At 30.9% G+C, this 16,362-nt stretch carries 21 protein-coding genes; 7 read left to right on the top strand and 14 right to left on the bottom strand.

What is annotated here, in order from left to right; translation table 11 throughout:
• Positions 1–44 precede the first annotated feature (44 nt).
• From AX016_RS10655 to AX016_RS10635, 5 genes are all read right to left on the bottom strand, one after another.
• A complete protein-coding gene (locus AX016_RS10655; RefSeq protein WP_100895593.1) occupies positions 45–287 on the bottom strand; it encodes a hypothetical protein in 243 nt (80 codons plus the stop codon).
• A gap of 225 nt (positions 288–512) precedes the next feature.
• Complete coding sequence (locus AX016_RS10650) at positions 513–749, bottom strand: hypothetical protein (protein ID WP_100895592.1); 237 nt, start codon at positions 747–749, stop codon at positions 513–515.
• A 254-nt stretch (positions 750–1,003) separates the two neighbouring features.
• Complete coding sequence (locus AX016_RS10645) at positions 1,004–1,255, bottom strand: hypothetical protein (RefSeq protein WP_100896848.1); 252 nt, start codon at positions 1,253–1,255, stop codon at positions 1,004–1,006.
• Positions 1,256–1,489: 234 nt separating this feature from the next.
• A complete protein-coding gene (locus tag AX016_RS10640; RefSeq protein ID WP_100895591.1) occupies positions 1,490–1,726 on the bottom strand; it encodes a hypothetical protein in 237 nt (78 codons plus the stop codon).
• Positions 1,727–1,911: 185 nt separating this feature from the next.
• A complete protein-coding gene (locus AX016_RS10635) occupies positions 1,912–2,592 on the bottom strand; it encodes a peptidoglycan DD-metalloendopeptidase family protein (RefSeq protein ID WP_100895590.1) in 681 nt (226 codons plus the stop codon).
• Positions 2,593–2,678: 86 nt separating this feature from the next.
• On the opposite strand from AX016_RS10635, the gene msrA reads away from it, so the two are divergent.
• Positions 2,679–3,344: a peptide-methionine (S)-S-oxide reductase MsrA gene (gene msrA, locus AX016_RS10630; RefSeq protein ID WP_100895589.1), complete on the top strand. Its 666-nt coding sequence runs from the start codon at positions 2,679–2,681 to the stop codon at positions 3,342–3,344.
• Positions 3,345–3,351: 7 nt separating this feature from the next.
• Here msrA and AX016_RS10625 read toward each other — a convergent pair whose 3' ends face one another.
• From AX016_RS10625 to AX016_RS10615, 3 genes are read right to left on the bottom strand one after another with little or no spacing between them, the layout of a single operon-like run.
• Entirely contained in the window at positions 3,352–4,722 is a 1,371-nt protein-coding gene (locus tag AX016_RS10625) for a hypothetical protein (protein WP_100895588.1), read from the bottom strand.
• Positions 4,703–5,281 carry a hypothetical protein gene (locus AX016_RS10620; protein WP_100895587.1) on the bottom strand — a complete coding sequence of 193 codons (579 nt, stop codon included), beginning with the start codon at positions 5,279–5,281 and terminating at the stop codon, positions 4,703–4,705. The genes AX016_RS10625 and AX016_RS10620 overlap by 20 nt, the downstream gene beginning before the upstream one ends.
• Positions 5,265–5,807 (bottom strand): RNA polymerase sigma factor, encoded by a 543-nt coding sequence (locus tag AX016_RS10615; protein WP_100895586.1) that lies wholly within the window; start codon positions 5,805–5,807, stop codon positions 5,265–5,267. Before AX016_RS10615 ends, AX016_RS10620 begins: the two co-directional genes overlap by 17 nt.
• 219 nt (positions 5,808–6,026) lie before the next feature.
• On the opposite strand from AX016_RS10615, the gene AX016_RS10610 reads away from it, so the two are divergent.
• The 4 genes from AX016_RS10610 (at position 6,027) to AX016_RS10595 (ending at position 9,112) form a co-directional block, all read left to right on the top strand.
• A complete protein-coding gene (locus AX016_RS10610) occupies positions 6,027–6,587 on the top strand; it encodes a DUF2911 domain-containing protein (RefSeq protein ID WP_100895585.1) in 561 nt (186 codons plus the stop codon).
• A gap of 2 nt (positions 6,588–6,589) precedes the next feature.
• A complete protein-coding gene (gene meaB, locus AX016_RS10605; RefSeq protein WP_100895584.1) occupies positions 6,590–7,627 on the top strand; it encodes a methylmalonyl Co-A mutase-associated GTPase MeaB in 1,038 nt (345 codons plus the stop codon).
• A 23-nt stretch (positions 7,628–7,650) separates the two neighbouring features.
• Complete coding sequence (locus AX016_RS10600; protein ID WP_100895583.1) at positions 7,651–8,367, top strand: glycosyltransferase; 717 nt, start codon at positions 7,651–7,653, stop codon at positions 8,365–8,367.
• Positions 8,368–8,449: 82 nt separating this feature from the next.
• The gene (locus tag AX016_RS10595) at positions 8,450–9,112 is read left to right on the top strand and encodes a hypothetical protein (RefSeq protein WP_100895582.1); all 663 of its coding nucleotides are present in this window, start codon (positions 8,450–8,452) and stop codon (positions 9,110–9,112) included.
• Here the strand turns inward: AX016_RS10595 and AX016_RS10590 are convergent, their stop codons facing one another.
• The 6 genes from AX016_RS10590 to AX016_RS10565 form a co-directional block, all read right to left on the bottom strand.
• Complete coding sequence (locus AX016_RS10590) at positions 9,113–9,682, bottom strand: phosphatase PAP2 family protein (protein WP_100895581.1); 570 nt, start codon at positions 9,680–9,682, stop codon at positions 9,113–9,115.
• A gap of 9 nt (positions 9,683–9,691) precedes the next feature.
• Positions 9,692–9,919 (bottom strand): hypothetical protein, encoded by a 228-nt coding sequence (locus AX016_RS10585; RefSeq protein WP_198519426.1) that lies wholly within the window; start codon positions 9,917–9,919, stop codon positions 9,692–9,694.
• A 2-nt stretch (positions 9,920–9,921) separates the two neighbouring features.
• Positions 9,922–11,295 carry an MATE family efflux transporter gene (locus tag AX016_RS10580; protein ID WP_100895579.1) on the bottom strand — a complete coding sequence of 458 codons (1,374 nt, stop codon included), beginning with the start codon at positions 11,293–11,295 and terminating at the stop codon, positions 9,922–9,924.
• Positions 11,296–11,352: 57 nt separating this feature from the next.
• A complete protein-coding gene (mazG, locus tag AX016_RS10575) occupies positions 11,353–12,129 on the bottom strand; it encodes a nucleoside triphosphate pyrophosphohydrolase (RefSeq protein WP_100895578.1) in 777 nt (258 codons plus the stop codon).
• 88 nt (positions 12,130–12,217) lie between these two features.
• Positions 12,218–12,445, bottom strand: coding sequence for a VF530 family DNA-binding protein (locus AX016_RS10570; RefSeq protein WP_100895577.1), 228 nt, complete (start codon positions 12,443–12,445; stop codon positions 12,218–12,220).
• Between the two features lie 5 nt (positions 12,446–12,450).
• On the bottom strand, positions 12,451–13,737 hold the full coding sequence (locus tag AX016_RS10565) for a DEAD/DEAH box helicase (RefSeq protein WP_100895576.1): 1,287 nt from the start codon (positions 13,735–13,737) through the stop codon (positions 12,451–12,453).
• A 277-nt stretch (positions 13,738–14,014) separates the two neighbouring features.
• Here AX016_RS10565 and AX016_RS10560 point away from each other — a divergent pair, with 277 nt between their 5' ends.
• Together AX016_RS10560 and AX016_RS10555 are read left to right on the top strand one after the other, a co-directional pair.
• Entirely contained in the window at positions 14,015–14,659 is a 645-nt protein-coding gene (locus AX016_RS10560) for an SGNH/GDSL hydrolase family protein (RefSeq protein ID WP_100895575.1), read from the top strand.
• Positions 14,660–14,668: 9 nt separating this feature from the next.
• Positions 14,669–16,279, top strand: a complete 1,611-nt coding sequence (locus tag AX016_RS10555) for a family 20 glycosylhydrolase (RefSeq protein ID WP_100895574.1) — start codon at positions 14,669–14,671, stop codon at positions 16,277–16,279.
• The last annotated feature ends 83 nt before the right edge of the window (positions 16,280–16,362 follow it).

The following is a 16,362-nucleotide window of genomic DNA, read 5'->3' as shown; positions in this document are numbered from 1 at the left end:
AATTGTTATAGCTGCTACGGTAATTAAAGTTATATATATCATAATTAAACTAATTTTGCTTTATTTGCTTTTGTTTCAAAAGATAACGCTTTTATAATTTTTGCATTTTTTATAATATACAAACGTGCTACGCTATTCTTTTTAATATTCTTATTAACTGTAGTCTCTTTTACTATTGAAGCTACCTTTACTATTTCAACTTTATTAAGAGGTGACTTTTTAGCTTTTTGTGCTTGTAAAGAAAAACCAACACAGAGTATAAAAGATAAGGTTACTAGAGTTTTCATAAATAGGTTTTATTTACTATAAAATTACAACCCAAGCTCACTCATCTATTTTCAAACTCGTTTAAAAACACTTTTTTATCGTTGATCTGCAATAACTTAGATGAACTACCTATTAAAAAATAGTAGTATTTATGTTAACTAACACTTTATCCAAAAAAACAAACATTACAACTGTTAACTAAAAAGTAATCATAAATTCACTAAAAAACAACTATCTAACTGATATTAAGCTATTTTACTTTTTGCTTTCTTAGTTGTAAAAGCTAATGCTTTTTTAATTTTAGAGTTTTTAAACTTATACAAACGTGCTACTTGATTTTCTTCTTTTAAAGTTTCCTTTTTAACTTCAGCAGCTTTTACTTCTTTACTATCCATTTTTAATACAGGAGCAACATTAGCATCTTGTGCTTGTGCTGTAATGCTTACTGTAATAACGAATAATAAAGTGATAATAGCTTTCATAGTAACTTTGTTTGTTGATGTAAAATTACTACCAACATAAAGCTATAGAAATCTAAATCGCTTAAACCCCCATATTTTTCGCTGTTTAACAAAAATTATGATAAAGTGTAAAAAATCGTCGATGACTGTAAATTGGGTAAAATCTGCTAATCGAAAATTATGTGCATTACAACAGATATTGTGCAACAAAGAAAATAAATATGCAGTTTAGGGTAAGACATATTTATGTAAAACAAAAGTTATAGTATATTTAATTAAGCTGTTTTAGTTACCACATCTTTAATTGTAAATGCTAAAGCTCTTTTAATTTTTGCATTTTTAAACATATACAAACGTACTACCTCAACTTTTTTCTTAACTACCTCTTTTTTAATTACCTCTTTTTTTACTTCTCCTGTTTTTACTTCCGTGTTTTCTACATTTAAAACAGGTGTAGTTTTAGTTTCCTTTGCTTGTGCAGTTAATCCTAATACAATAACGAATAATAAAGTGATAACAGTTTTCATAATACTTTTGTTTTGTTTTACAAAGCTACCAACCAAAAACAACTTAAATTGATGATTGTGGATGAGTAACACTTAACTATAGATGAATTGTAATAAAATAAATGTTGTTAACATTCATCTTAAATTTTACAAATACAAAGTAAAACCTGTTAGTAGTATTGTGGAGGTTTTTTTAGATAAACGAAATATCTATCATCTTAAAAACAAAGAGAATTATAAGGAGTAAGAAATTTATTAAGCTATTTTAGATGCAGCTTTTTTTGTAGTAAAAGCTAAAGCTTTTTTAATTTTAGAATTTTTAAACTTGTACAAACGAGCAACTTTAGCTTCTTGCTGTAATACCGCTTCCTTTACTACAGTTGCTTTAACCTCTTTAGTATCTGATTTTAATACAGTAGAAACATTAGCTTCTTGTGCTTGTGCTGCAACGCTTACTGTAAGAACAAATAATAAAGCGATAATAGCTTTCATAGTAACTTAGTTTTGATACTGTAAAATTACTATCAAGCTTAGGGTTACTAAATCTAAATCGCTTAAACCGACTTATTTTTCGGTGTCTGACAAAATTTATGATAAACGGTAAAATAACATCGATAACTGTAAAAAAGCAAAAAACTGCTAATCGATCTAAGGTGCATTTTATCTTAAAAAAGAAGCTACATTTTAAGTAACAAATTAGGATTAGGACAGTTTTTCTTATAAAAATCTAAATCTTTTGTAGTACAAACGCCAGGATAATCACCCATATAATCTTTAATATCTATAATTATTTGAAAATGCAAATGTGGCGCATAACCTACGTTAACCTCAGCTGTTCCCAAAGTTGCTAAAACAGCCCCTTTTGTAAATTCTTTACCAACATACATATCATTTAAAGAAGAAAGTGCTAAATGTCCGTACAAGGTGTAAAATGTTTGACCATCTACAGTATGCTTTAATATAATAGTAGGTCCATAATCTCCAAACACAGCATTATTTTTAAAACTATGCACTACTCCATTTACAGGAACTATAACTTTTGCTCCTGCATCTGCCCAAAAATCTACACCTAAATGTATGTTACGAGCAGCCTCTTCTAGTTTAGAGAAATTTGCATTTTTAGCATACAAATTTCTTTTCTCCAAATAGCCTCCAAATGCAATTGTGCTATTTGTTTTATTTAAAATTTGCTGAATATAAGATTCACAATCAGTTGCATTTGTAATATCTACTGTAGCTAATTCTTTATTATCTATAGACAAATCTAAAGCTGCATAACTATCTTTGTTATTAGTTGTTTTTAATATTGATGTAGAACCAGTTGTTACTGACTGTAATAAACTCTCTATATTTTGCATAGGTAAAATGTTAATCTATCTTTAAAATAGTTATGCCTTTGTAAGTATTTTTAAAAGCAGCGCACTAATTTATAAAAAGGAAATTTATGAGAACAGTAAAAATTGCATTTGTACTATGTACTATATTAATATCTACAAGTTGTTCATCTAAAAATAAAACTAAGGATGAAACAAAAGCTAATACAGAAATCCTAAATCAAGATTTAAGCTCATACGAAACCGCTTATTTTGCTAGTGGTTGTTTTTGGTGTGTAGAAGCTGTTTTTGAAAGCGTTAAAGGAGTTAAAGAAGTGGTGTCTGGCTACGCTGGTGGTAAAGAAAAAAATCCTACTTACGAGCAAGTTGGTAGCGGTAATAGCACACACGCAGAAGCTGTGGTTGTATATTATAATCCTAAAGAAGTTTCTTATGCTAGTTTAGTAAAAGTGTTTTTTGGCTCACAAGACCCAACTACGCTTAACCGTCAAGGACCAGACAGAGGTACACAATACAGATCTATTGCTTTTTACAAGAATAAAGAAGAGAAAAAAATTATTACAGATTACATTGCTAAACTGACAAAAGAAAAAGTGTACAGTTCTAAAATTGTTACGGAGGTTACTGCTTTTACAACTTTTTACGAGGCAGAAGATTACCACCAAGATTACGAAAAAAAACATCCTAATAACTCTTATATAAAAAATGTATCTGTACCTAGGTTAAATAAATTTAAAAGTAAGTTTCCTGAGTTATTAAAAAAAGGTACTCATTAAAGCAAGGTTACTTTAGAACAACATCACTATATGATGCATCTATATTAATAGACTTTGCTGTGTTTTTTGAGGTATTGTATCCTTTATGCACTACTATATTCTGATTTAAAGATTTAGTTAAAGATAAAGACGTTGGCGTTGCTATTTTAGAAGATTTACCTTTTACATATATAGTGTAAGAAGATTTTGGTAAAGCGGCTTCTAACTCACCGTTAGTAATGCTAATATCTAAATCTTTAAAGTCTGAAGATATAGCGTTTATTTGCACATTGCCAAAATCGTTTTTTACAAAAGCAGATTTTAACAACTGGTCTATAGTAATGTTAGATGATACAGAACTTAGAGTAAGTTCTTTTACCATTTTTAGATCTACATCTTTAGCATAACTGGTTTTTAATTGTCCAACATTCCAATTACTTACATAAATAGGAGAATAAGACGCATTTACATACGTCTTATCTCCGTTTATAGTAGAAGCTAGTAAACTTGAGTAAGTCAAGTTTGCGTTTATATTTATAGTATTCTCGGCTAGTTTTACTTTACCGTGACGTACATCCATTTTTATGGTTGCAGATTTAGGCATTTTAATTTTAATTGTTTTTTTAACCTTTAAACTCTTTGTACCACCATCCTTAGAAATATAAAATGTATTTGGACTAGTGTAAAACTCATTAGAATCTATATAAATTACATCTCCTTTGTGATGCGCTTTTAACACTTTAGCTTTTACCTTTTCTGCAAGCACCTTATGTCTCGCTGCTAAAAGTTTAGATTGTTTTTGAGTTAATATAGCTTTCTTTTTTACTTCTGCTACCCATCTTTGTATTTCGGCTTCGTTTTTAGCTCCCATATCTTTTTGAAACTCTTTCTGCCACTTTTGTATGTACTCCTTACCTCCTTTTTCATATTCTTCATAATCAAAGTCTGCAAATTTTAAATCTTTTAAGTCATAGTCTACCATTATGGTATCTATACTTATGGTATCCATATTAAAAGAAAAACGAGTAGGAAAATTAGACGTATTAAAATGTATTGGATGGGCATTAGCAAAAGTATCTGTTTTGCTAAAAAAATTATTCCCGCCTGTAGACACAGTAACTTTAGCAGAATTCCCTAAAATATCCATCTTATTACGTATAAAGTATTTTTCTGCCTCATCTGCAGACATACCCTCTACTTCAATTGTAGCTTCTACCTGTATAACACTCTTGTTCCAAGTATCAAATTCTATATCTGCATTATTGGTATCTAAATCTAGAACAGCATTTTTATCTACATTAAACACTTCTTTAAATACTTTTGTTTGCTTTTGGGCATATATGCTTGCACTAGCTAATATTGCTACCGCCACTATACTTTTACACACTAATTGTCTCATTTTTATTGCTTTTTAATTCGTTTAACTTTTTTCTTAGTTTTTGTAGCAACTGCAATCGCAATTGCAAATTATTAATTAAAGCAGAAATTAATTGATCATTAGGCCCAATGGTATTTAACTCTGTATTAAGGTCTTGGTATTCTTTATGTAACTCCGCTAGGCGCTCCATATAACTATCTACCAATGTTTTATTATCATTAGAAACTTGTAATTGTGACAGCTCTAAGTTGATGTTTACTTTGTAATAATCTTCAATCTTTTTTAAATCTGGAGATAAAGCTCCAAGTGTTATACCCTCTTGGTCTTTAGATGGTTTATCTATGTCTACTACTGTACTTTTTATTGTTGTTTTTTTAGATTGATTGTTATAAACCAAAATAGAAATAGTAAGCAATACAATTACACTTGCTGCAATTTTGTAAACAAACCATTTATTTTGTTTTGGTACAGGCATAGCAGCGTTTAACTTATCTTCAAACCTAGAGATATGCCCTTTGTTTAAGGTGTGCTTTTCTTTAGCTCTTTCTTCCTTAAATATTTTTCTAAGATCCTGTCCCATATCTTTTCTCTTTTAAAAGTTCTTTTAATAACCCTTTACCTCTTAATAACCGAGTTCTACAAGCAGACTCCGTTATGTTTAATATGCCCGATGTTTCTGCATGATCATACCCTTCAATTAAATACAACTGCACCACACATTGGTAGTTATTTGGTAATTGCGTTATTGCAAATTTTATTTGTTGTAGTGTTACCGTATCTTCAACCACCCAATCATCATCCTCTACTACTCTTAAATTAGTTTCTGTTAAAGCTACATACTTGTCTTTTTTCGCTTTAATAAAATCTAAACATTTATGTACAACAATTTTTTTTAACCAAGCTCCAAAGGTTACATCTCCACTAAATTGTTCTATTTTTTCAAAAGCATTAATAAAAGCTTCTTGTACTACGTCTTCTGCATCACCTTCGTTCTTTAAAAATCGCATAGCCACGCAATACATACCATTACAGTACTGTTTATAAAGCTGCATTTGAGCTTTGCGGTTGTTTGCCTTGCATTTTTTAATAATATCAGACGTAAACATTAATTATTTATTGGGTTTGGTTTTGTTTGTTGCTTAAAGGACGACATAAAATAACAGATGTTGCAAAAACATAAATTATTTTTAGATTTTTATAGTTATCACTATAAATTTATAGCAATTTTACACTTTATATAAAACGCAAGTTAAAGTACAATTTTGGGGATTCTTAATTAAGCAAGATTTAGTAACTTAGAAAAAATCTAAAAAAATAACCACAATATGAAAGTTATAAAATGGATGATAATTACAGTAACTGTACTTGGTTTACTTACTGTATTTGTTGGTATGCCTATGATGAAAGAGCAAACAAAAAAGTTTAGTCCAGAGGAGACTGCCACCTATACTAAAAACGGTTATAATTTAAATGTAGTTTATTGTAGTCCGTCTAAAAAAGACCGCCAAATTTTTGGTTCTCTTGTTCCCTATAATAAAGTTTGGAGAACTGGCGCTAATGAACCTACTATATTTAAAACTTCTTCTGCAATTAAAGTAGGTGGCAAACAACTACCCGCAGGTACTTACTCTATATGGTCTAGACCCAATAAAGATAGTTGGGATATTATTTTTAATAAAGAGGTTCCAGATTGGGGAGTTACTATTTTAAGTGGTGGTGCAGAAACTACCAGAAATGCTTCAGAAGATCTTGTGACTGTTTCTGTACCTGTAACAAAATTAGATTCGGTTAAAGAAAGATTTACTATTAACTTTGAAGACAAAGAACAACCATACTTAACTTTAGCTTGGGATAAAACCAAAGTTAACGTACCTATTAGCAAATAATATTGAGCACACATAAAAATATAAGTTCCAAGAGTGCTTCTAAAATTAAAAAATTTAGAAGAGAGTTACCGTCTACAAATAGTTTAACCAATGGTATTTTAAAAGGTGACAAAACCGCTTTAAGCAGAGCTATAACACTTATAGAAAGTACCAATAGTGAGCATACCAAACAGGCTAATGAAATTATTGAGCGCTGTTTAACTCACAAAACAAAAAGTGTTAGAATTGGTATTACAGGAGTTCCTGGTGTTGGTAAAAGTACATTTATAGAACGTTTTGGAAAACGACTTACCGCCCAAGGAAACAAAGTAGCTGTGTTAGCTGTAGATCCTACAAGCACTGTTACTAGAGGTAGTATTTTAGGTGATAAAACACGTATGGAAGAGCTGGTAAAAGACGAAAATGCTTTTATTAGACCATCGCCATCTGGTAGCTCTTTAGGTGGTGTTGCCCGTAAAACCAGAGAAACCATTGTACTTTGTGAAGCTGCTGGCTATAATGTTATTTTAATTGAAACTGTTGGTGTTGGCCAAAGTGAAACTGCCGTACATAGTATGGTAGACTTTTTTCTTTTGTTAAAATTAGCTGGTGCTGGTGACGAGCTGCAAGGCATTAAGCGTGGTATTATGGAAATGGCAGATGCTATTGTAATTAATAAGTCTGATGGTGATAATGTACAACGTGCCAAAAAAGCGCGAGTAGAATTTGCACGAGCATTACATTTATTAAAAACACAAGATAATGGTTGGGTACCAAAAGTACTTGCCTGTTCTGCCTTAGAAGATATAGGTATTACAGAGGTCTGGGAAACTATTAAAGACTACGTAGACACCAATACTAAAAATAGCTTTTTTGATACAAAAAGACAACAGCAAAACAAATATTGGTTATTGCAAACTATAGAAGACCAGCTAAAGCAACAGTTTTATGATGATAAAAATGTAAAGGCAGAATTAAAAGGCGCTATAAATGCCGTTATAAACAATAAAACATCTCCTTTTTCTGCTGCAGACAAATTATTAAAGTTACATAGTAAATAAGACCAACAATTAGTTTGTATATTATGAAGTATGAGTTTACTATAATTGTACCTATTTACAATGAAGAAGATAACATTAACAGATTAGATAAAGAGCTAACTGAGTACCTTAAAATTGCTACAAAAAAAACTTGTGTTCTATTTATTAACGATGGCTCAAAAGACGATAGTCAAATACTATTAGAGCAAATTTGTGCAAACAACTCTAATTTTTCTTATTTACTTTTTGATAAAAATTACGGATTAACAGCTGCTATAAAAGCTGGTTTTGATGAAGCCACAACAGAACTAGTTGGTTACATTGATGCCGATTTACAAACAAGCCCCTTAGATTTTAATTTACTATTAGAATACACACCAAAGTACGACTTAGTTACTGGTATTAGAATAAACAGGAAAGATTCCGGTTTAAAAAAACTATCCTCTACCCTAGCAAATAAAATAAGACGCTCTTTTACCAATGATGGTGTAGAAGATACTGGTTGCCCTTTAAAAGTGATTAAAACAAATTACGCAAAGCAAATACCTATTTTTAAAGGTTTACATAGGTTTTTACCCGCAATGATATTGTTACAAAACGGAAAAATTAAACAAGTTCCTGTACAACACTTTCCTAGAATTGCAGGCAAAACTAAATTTGGCTTTTGGAACAGATCTTTAGGCCCCTTAGCAGATTGTTTTGCCTATTTATGGATGAAACACAAATACATAAATTATAAGGTTGATAAAAGAAACTACTAAGCTAAAAAGTTAAAATCTTACCAAAGTATAACTCACCTTTTACAACCAATTATTACCTTTGAATATTACTAAATAAATAAAAATGAAAACAAGAGATAAAATAGTATACGCAGTTTTATTTGTAATCTGTAGTGTTGGACTATATTTTGGTTTAACAGACAGTGCCTTTTTTGATCAATCTTATGCTCAAGAAGACGGACTTGTAGAATACGGTACTGCATTAATGCTTTTTATTATAAGTCTTATTTGTATTTATAGGTTATTTACCATCTCTAAAGGAAAATCTATTACTTGGAAAATAGGAACCTTTTTATTTGCTATTTTGTTTTTATTTGGTGCTGGCGAAGAAGTTTCTTGGGGACAAAGAATATTTGAAGTACAGTCTAGCGAGTTTTTTATAGAAAATAATGCACAAGGAGAAACCAACTTACACAATATGGTCGTTGGAGAAACCAAGGTAAATAAACTAATATTTAGTCAATTACTAATGGTGGTTATGGTTTTATACCTAATTGTATCTCCTTTTTTATACAGAAAACAACAATGGTTTAAAAACCTTGTAAATATGTTTGCTGTTCCTATTGTAAAATGGCACCATACCATAGCTTTTTTAGCTGCAACAGCCTTAGTTATAAGTAACCCATCTGGTAGAACTTGGGAAGTTTACGAACTTGTTTTTGGAGCAATATTTATTTTAATATTTTTAGCTCCACTAAACGATTACATATTTAAAAAAGAGAATTAATTACAACTTTAATTTTACTGACATAAGTAGCATTAGCTTATAAAAAACAAATCCTAAAAAGCTACCAATTACAATACCTGTAGCAACATCTAATGTATAATGCACACCAATGTATATTCTACTATAGGCAACAAATGCTGCCCAAGTAAGCAGTAATACTTTTACGTATTTAAATTTGTTTTTAAGTACATTTCCAAAAAATACAGCTACAGCAAAAGAATTTGCTGCATGAGCAGAAAAATAACCATATTTACCACCACAAGAACTCTTAACTAAGCGCACCAAACCATCTAATTCTGGATTATGACAAGGTCTTAGACGTGCTACTCCGTATTTAAAAAAATTAGCCAACTGGTCTGTTGCTCCTATTAAAATACCTATAGACACTAAAATTACTAATGTTTTTTTAATACCTACTTGCTTGTATGTAAAAAATAACAACACGGCATACAATGGTATAGAATTTACTTTATTAGTTATAAATAACCAAAAACTATCCCAAGTAGAAGTACCAAGATTATTTAAATATAAAAAAAAGTTAGTATCGTACTGTATTAATTCTTCAAGCATAATAGTCTGTTATTCTTCGTAACGAGCAATTTCTCTGTCATAAAAAGCAGTAGCCTCTGCAATTAGTTTTTCTGCTTCTTCAGTTAATTCCTCTTCATCTTCTTTAGTAAAATCTTCTAACCACTCTACTTCATCATCCTCTAAATTAATTATAAACCTAGGGTAATCTGTATGTATAATAAATATAGCTGTTGGGTAGTCTGTGTTATCACCCAATAAAAACTTAGGAAAATCCATAATTATTCTTCTGTATTAAGTATTAATCTTTTTGTTAAGTAATTAAATCTAATATATAGTAAAACGGCAGAAGCAGTTAAACCAGCCAGTAAACCTATCCAAATTCCAGTGCTTTTTAAAGGGGTGTATAACCCTAAATAAAAACAAATAGGAAAACCAATTAGCCAATACGCAACAAATGTTATTGCCGTAGGTATTGTTACGTCTTGTAAGCCACGTAATGCACCAAGTACTACAACTTGCAATCCGTCTGATATTTGAAAAAATGATGCTACTAACAATAATTGAGCTGCTATTACTATAACTTCTGTATTATCTACTATGTTTACGGCATCATTTACGTCTAAATACACTGTTGGTAACCAATGTCTAAATATTAAAAATAAAGCTGCAAAAATAACCTCTAATAAAAATGTTAGTAAAAATATAGATTGTGCCATTCTACGTAAATCTTTAAAATTACCCAAACCTTTTTGGTTACCTACACGTACCATTGCAGCTACACCTAGTCCCATACCTACCATAAACGTCATACTAGACAAGTTTAAAGCTATTTGGTTAGCTGCTTGCGGGTTTTTACCTAAAACACCGCTGATCCAAATTGCAGCTGTAAAAATAGCTACCTCAAAAAACATTTGTAATGCAGACGGAAAACCAATTTTCATAATCTTGTTCATTACTTTGCTTTCTATTTTTCTAAAATTGAAACCAGTAACGTATTTATGAAACTTTTTAGTTTGTTTTAGCATTATCCATATTAAAACAACCATTGCAACTCTAGAAACTAGTGTACCTATGGCAGCTCCTATAATACCCAATTTTGGAAAACCAAAAGTTCCAAAAATCAATAGGTAATTTAAAAGTATATTAATAGCATTACCTATTAAAGTAACATACATAGGGTATTTGGTTTGTGATAAACCATCTGAAAATTGTTTGAATGCCTGAAAAATTACTAAAGGAACTAACGAAAAAGCAACTAAATCTAAGTAAGGAATTGCTAATTCTACCACCTCTGGAGGCTGTTTCATTAAGTACATTAATGGTTTACCCAAGAGTATTACACCAAACAAAAAAAGTCCTAAGACAGTACATAAAACAATTCCGTGTTTAAGAGCACTTTTAGCATCATTTACATTATTGGCACCATCTGCTTCTGCTACTAATGGTGTAATTGCAGTAGAAAAACCAATACCAAAAGACATAGCTATAAACACAAAGCTATTTCCTAAAGACACAGCAGCCAATTGTGCTGTACCTAATTGACCTACCATTATATTATCTGCAAAACCAACAAAAGTGTGACCTAATAACCCCAATATTACAGGGAATGCCAGTTTTAAGTTATATTTAAATTCTTTAGTGTATTGTTTCAATTTATTTGAATACTTTAAAAAAAATGAAATTAAATCATTTTTTAGTTTTACTTACTATTAGTTTTCTTTTTTTGCTTCATTCCAAAAAACATCCATCTCTGCAAGTGTCATATCTTCTAAAGATTTCCCCATTTCTTTAGCTTTACCCTCTAAATACTGAAACCTTTTTATAAATTTTTTATTAGTACGCTCTAAAGCATCTTCTGGGTTTACCTTTAAAAAACGTGCATAATTTATCATAGAAAATAAAACGTCACCAAATTCTGCTTCTATTTTATCTTGGTTAGCAGCATCTACTTCTACTTGTAATTCTGCTAACTCTTCTTGTACTTTTTCAAATACTTGTTGTGGCTCTTCCCAGTCAAACCCTACGCCAGCAACTTTATCTTGTATTCTACTTGCTTTTACCAATGCTGGTAAACTTTTAGGAACACCTTCTAAAACACTGTTTTTACCTTCTTTTAGTTTTAATTTTTCCCAATTACGTTTTACCTCTTCTTCATCCTCTACCTTTACATCTCCGTAAATATGTGGATGACGATGAATTAGCTTATCACAAATCTCGTTTGCTACATCAGCTATATCAAAATCACTAGTTTCACTACCAATTTTGGCATAAAAAACAATATGCAGTAATAAATCTCCTAACTCTTTTTTTACTTCTTCCAGATTATTATCCAAAATAGCATCACCCAACTCATACGTTTCTTCTATGGTTAAATGACGTAAAGTTTGTAAGGTTTGTTTTTTGTCCCAAGGGCATTGCTCTCGCAATTCATCCATTATGGTAAGTAACCTATCTATTGCTTGTAACTGTTTGCTTCTGGAGTTCATCCTGTAAAAAGTTTTGGTAAAAGTACAAATACTATCTTTTTTAAAAACATAAAAAAGACTAGTAATTTACCTTAAAACAAGCACAAGGTTATTGTTTCTCTTTTTCCTGCAACAATTGTAAATACATCTCTTCTACTTTGGTACGTGCCCAAGGTGTTCTACGTAAAAAATGAAGACTAGATTTTACTGTAGGTCTATGGGTAAAACAGCGTATATTAACTGTGTTACCCATATACTCCCAGCCGTAAAAGTCTACTAGATCATCTATAATAGTTGCTAGTTTTACACCGTGTAAAGGGTCATTAGACTTTTGCATTATTATTAATTGCGTTTATTGTTAGACCTGCGGTCGTTATTACGTTTAGGTTTACGATTATTACTAGAACCATTTTTAGATCCTGCTTTTTTAGGTCTGTTACTAGAGTTTCTAGAACCACCACGCTGCCCTTGTTTTATGGGTTTTGTTGATGCATTAGGATCTGGTTCAAAACCTTCTACTATTTCTACAGGAATTTGCATTCCAATTAATTTTTGAATGTCTTTTAAGTAAGATGTTTCATCTGCACTTACCAAAGATACAGCCTCACCACTTGCTCCTGCTCTACCTGTTCTACCAATACGGTGCACATAGTCTTCAGATATATTTGGGATCTCAAAATTAATTACGTGTGGTAACAAAGGAATATCTAAACCACGAGCAGCAATATCTGTAGCTACTAACACACGTAGTGTTCCTTTTTTAAAACCTTCTAGTGCTTTTGTACGCGCACCCTGACTTTTATTACCGTGAATAGCCGCTGCAGAAATACCTGCTGCAATCATTTTTTTACACAAATTATTAGCTCCGTGTTTAGTTCTTGTAAAAACTAAAACTTGTTGCCAATTACCGTCTGATATTAACTTGATAATTAAACCCGTTTTTTTACCTTTTGCAACTCTGTACACTTTTTGCTGAATTACTTCTACGGCAGTGTTCTCTGGAGTAGCTTCAACCTGCACAGGGTTGTTTAAAATACCGTGAGCTAGTTTTTTAATGTCTTTAGAAAAAGTTGCAGAAAACATTAAATTTTGACGCTTTGCTGGTATTAATTTCATTACGCGTTCTATATCACGTAAAAAACCCATATCTAACATACGGTCCGCTTCATCTAAAACAAAAATCTCTACTTTGTCTAAAGATAAAAACCTTTGATTGTGAAGATCCAATAAACGCCCAGGTGTTGCCACCAAAACATCCATTCCTCTTTTTAAGTTTGCTATTTGCGGCTTTTGGTTTACTCCACCAAATATTACCGCAGAGCGTAAATCTAAAAACTCACTATATTCTTTTACGTTAGCAAATATTTGCGCTGCTAACTCTCTTGTTGGTGTTAGTATTAAAGCTCGTACTGGCCTATGCCTTAATGTTTTCTCTTCTGATAATAAATGTAATAATGGTAATGTAAAACCTGCAGTTTTACCTGTGCCCGTTTGTGCAGATGCCAAAACATCTTTGCCTTCTAAAACTGGCGGTATTGCTTTTTCTTGTATTGGAGACGGAGTAGTATACCCCTTTTTCTCTATTGCTTTTAATAGATTATTAGATAAACCTAAGTTCTTAAATGTCATAAATTAGTATTGATAAACCATAACTTTTTAATAAAGTCTGTTCGTAAAATTAAATGCAAAAGTAATGCTATTTTTATGGTTAATCGTTTCTTTTAGAAAATGTTAAGACGCAAACCATAATTAATTAAAAAAGAGCTTGTTATTAATATGCTTTATATTCTACTAAGTACATTGTAATGTATGTGCAAAATACCTGTATCGGGTAATGTACGTTACCTGTCGAAAAATAAACACACATCAACAACATAGAACTTATATTAACATTATATTTGAAAGTATGAGAATTTTATTATCACTTTTTTTATTTGTATCCTTTTTAGGACATAGTCAAACCACACATCGTTTTTACAATGAAGTACAAAAGCTTCAAAAAAAATATGAAAGTAAACGTAATAGCACAGAACCTACTATAGTTTTTACAGGCAGTTCTAGTATTAAATATTGGAAAACTATAGAACAAGATTTTCCTAATAAAAATATTATTAACACAGGTTTTGGTGGCTCTACAACCGAAGATTTACTGTTATTTACAGATGATTTAATTTTAAATTACAACCCCAAGCAGGTTTTTATTTATGAAGGTGATAATGATATTGCAGGTGATAGAAGTTGCAAGTTAGTACTATCACAACTAACAGAAATAATTAACAAAATAAAAAAAGCCAATACCAATACACAAATTGTTTTAATCTCTGTTAAACCTAGTATTGCTAGGTGGCACCTAAAAAGAAACTATAAAAAACTAAACAGAAAATACAAAAACTTAGCAAAGAAAAACCCTAACATAACTTATGTAGATGTTTGGAAACCTATGCTAAATGGCAAACAGTTAAAACCAGATATTTTTACCCAAGACAACCTACATATGAACGCCAAAGGATACCAAATTTGGCAAAGTGTAATTACAAACTATATTAACTAACCAATTTAAATGAAAAATTCTATTTTATTTAGAACCTTATTAACCCTTATTGGCATTTTTACGATAATTGCTTGCCAAGAAAAAAGAGTAATTATTAACTACCCAACTACAGATTTATCTGCAGAAAGTATGGTTCCCTTACCGCTAAAAGTTACACCTACTAATAGTGCATTTGGATTAGATAAAAATACGGCTATTTATACCTCTAAAAATTCTGGTTTTGAACAAGTGGGTTCTTTTTTATCTAATAAAATTAGCTCAAAAATTAACTTAGAGGTTCCTGTAAATAGTACAAACCCTGAAACATCTAAAATTATATACATAAATAAAACAGATAGCTTAGAGTTAGATAATAAAGAGGCTTACCAAATGTATATTACACAAGACTCTATAATTATTAATGCAAAAACAGCTGCTGGTGCTTTTAGAGGTATACAAACTCTAAGGCAAATTATACCAGAAGAAAGTAATGACACCCTTACAGCACACAAAATGTGGTTAATACCTAGCGGAAAAATACTTGACCAACCAAATTACGAGTACAGAGGTGCTATGTTAGATGTTGCTAGGCATTTTTTTAGTGTTGATGATGTAAAAAAATACATAGATATTTTAGCTTACTATAAGTTTAATGCTCTACACTTACATTTAACAGATGACCAAGGCTGGCGTATAGAAATTAAATCTTGGCCAAAATTAACAGAAATTGGGGCTAGCACAGAAGTTGGCGGTGGTCCTGGAGGTTTTTATACCCAAGAAGATTTTAAAGAATTAGTGCGTTATGCTCAAGAAAGACATATTATTATTGTACCAGAAGTAGATATGCCAGGACACACAAACGCTGCTACAGTTGCTTACCCGCAATTAAATGGCAACGGAAAAACGCCTAAAATTTATACAGGTATGCGTGTTGGCTTTAGTACTCTTGATACAGATAAAGATCTTGTTTATGCCTTTGTAGATGATGTTGTAAGAGAAATTTCTGCTATTTCCCCTGCTCCTTATTTTCATTTAGGAGGAGATGAGAGTCACGTTACAAAGAAAAAAGATTTTAAAAAGTTTATTTTAAAAGTTTCTAAAATTGTAGAAAGTCACGGAAAAACACCAATAGGATGGGATGAAATTGCTACAACAGATATTAGTAGTAATTCTGTTGCTCAATTCTGGAGAAGCGAAAAAAATGCAAAATTGGCATTAGGAAAAGGGATGAAAATTATATTATCACCAGCTAAAAAAGCTTATTTAGATATGCAGTATGATACGTTATCTAAACACGGCTTGCACTGGGCAACATATATTCCTGTAGATTCTGCTTATATATGGACACCAGAAACATTTGTAAAAGAATTACCTAAAGAACAGGTTTTAGGTATTGAAGCCCCTTTATGGTCTGAGACTATTAGCAATATTGAAGAGTTAGAATATTTAGCTTTTCCTAGAATTATTGGTTACTCTGAGCTTAACTGGACCATAAAAGAAAATAGAAATTGGAAAGACTATAAAATAAGATTAGCCAACCAAGCCCCTTATTTAGAGAGGATGAACGTAAAATATTATCCAACAAAATTAATAGATTGGAAAAAAAGCAAACATACTTTTAAAGAGATAGATAAAGATTAAAAAAATAAAATTTATTATAAAAACTAGATTTAGTTTGTTACCAAAACAATAAGTCTAGTTTTTTTATGCAATAAGAAATACAG

Origin of the sequence: Cellulophaga sp. RHA19 (genome assembly GCF_002813425.1) — a bacterium.
GTDB lineage: Bacteria > Bacteroidota > Bacteroidia > Flavobacteriales > Flavobacteriaceae > Cellulophaga.
Note: the sequence above shows the minus strand (reverse complement) of the source record. Positions and strands in the feature narration are given on the sequence as shown.

Bases quoted from the DNA above. Each gene is read 5' to 3' on its own strand.
- AX016_RS10560 (WP_100895575.1), top strand. From the start codon at position 14,015: ATGAGAATTTTATTATCACTTTTTTTATTTGTATCCTTTTTAGGACAT.
- AX016_RS10625 (WP_100895588.1), bottom strand. From the start codon at position 4,722: ATGAGACAATTAGTGTGTAAAAGTATAGTGGCGGTAGCAATATTAGCT.
- mazG (WP_100895578.1), bottom strand. From the start codon at position 12,129: ATGAACTCCAGAAGCAAACAGTTACAAGCAATAGATAGGTTACTTACC.
- AX016_RS10635 (WP_100895590.1), bottom strand. From the start codon at position 2,592: ATGCAAAATATAGAGAGTTTATTACAGTCAGTAACAACTGGTTCTACA.
- AX016_RS10595 (WP_100895582.1), top strand. From the start codon at position 8,450: ATGAAAACAAGAGATAAAATAGTATACGCAGTTTTATTTGTAATCTGT.
- AX016_RS10650 (WP_100895592.1), bottom strand. From the start codon at position 749: ATGAAAGCTATTATCACTTTATTATTCGTTATTACAGTAAGCATTACA.
- AX016_RS10645 (WP_100896848.1), bottom strand. From the start codon at position 1,255: ATGAAAACTGTTATCACTTTATTATTCGTTATTGTATTAGGATTAACT.
- AX016_RS10640 (WP_100895591.1), bottom strand. From the start codon at position 1,726: ATGAAAGCTATTATCGCTTTATTATTTGTTCTTACAGTAAGCGTTGCA.
- AX016_RS10555 (WP_100895574.1), top strand. From the start codon at position 14,669: ATGAAAAATTCTATTTTATTTAGAACCTTATTAACCCTTATTGGCATT.
- AX016_RS10615 (WP_100895586.1), bottom strand. From the start codon at position 5,807: ATGTTTACGTCTGATATTATTAAAAAATGCAAGGCAAACAACCGCAAA.
- AX016_RS10655 (WP_100895593.1), bottom strand. From the start codon at position 287: ATGAAAACTCTAGTAACCTTATCTTTTATACTCTGTGTTGGTTTTTCT.
- AX016_RS10620 (WP_100895587.1), bottom strand. From the start codon at position 5,281: ATGGGACAGGATCTTAGAAAAATATTTAAGGAAGAAAGAGCTAAAGAA.
- AX016_RS10600 (WP_100895583.1), top strand. From the start codon at position 7,651: ATGAAGTATGAGTTTACTATAATTGTACCTATTTACAATGAAGAAGAT.
- AX016_RS10585 (WP_198519426.1), bottom strand. From the start codon at position 9,919: ATGGATTTTCCTAAGTTTTTATTGGGTGATAACACAGACTACCCAACA.
- AX016_RS10610 (WP_100895585.1), top strand. From the start codon at position 6,027: ATGAAAGTTATAAAATGGATGATAATTACAGTAACTGTACTTGGTTTA.
- AX016_RS10565 (WP_100895576.1), bottom strand. From the start codon at position 13,737: ATGACATTTAAGAACTTAGGTTTATCTAATAATCTATTAAAAGCAATA.
- msrA (WP_100895589.1), top strand. From the start codon at position 2,679: ATGAGAACAGTAAAAATTGCATTTGTACTATGTACTATATTAATATCT.
- AX016_RS10590 (WP_100895581.1), bottom strand. From the start codon at position 9,682: ATGCTTGAAGAATTAATACAGTACGATACTAACTTTTTTTTATATTTA.
- AX016_RS10570 (WP_100895577.1), bottom strand. From the start codon at position 12,445: ATGCAAAAGTCTAATGACCCTTTACACGGTGTAAAACTAGCAACTATT.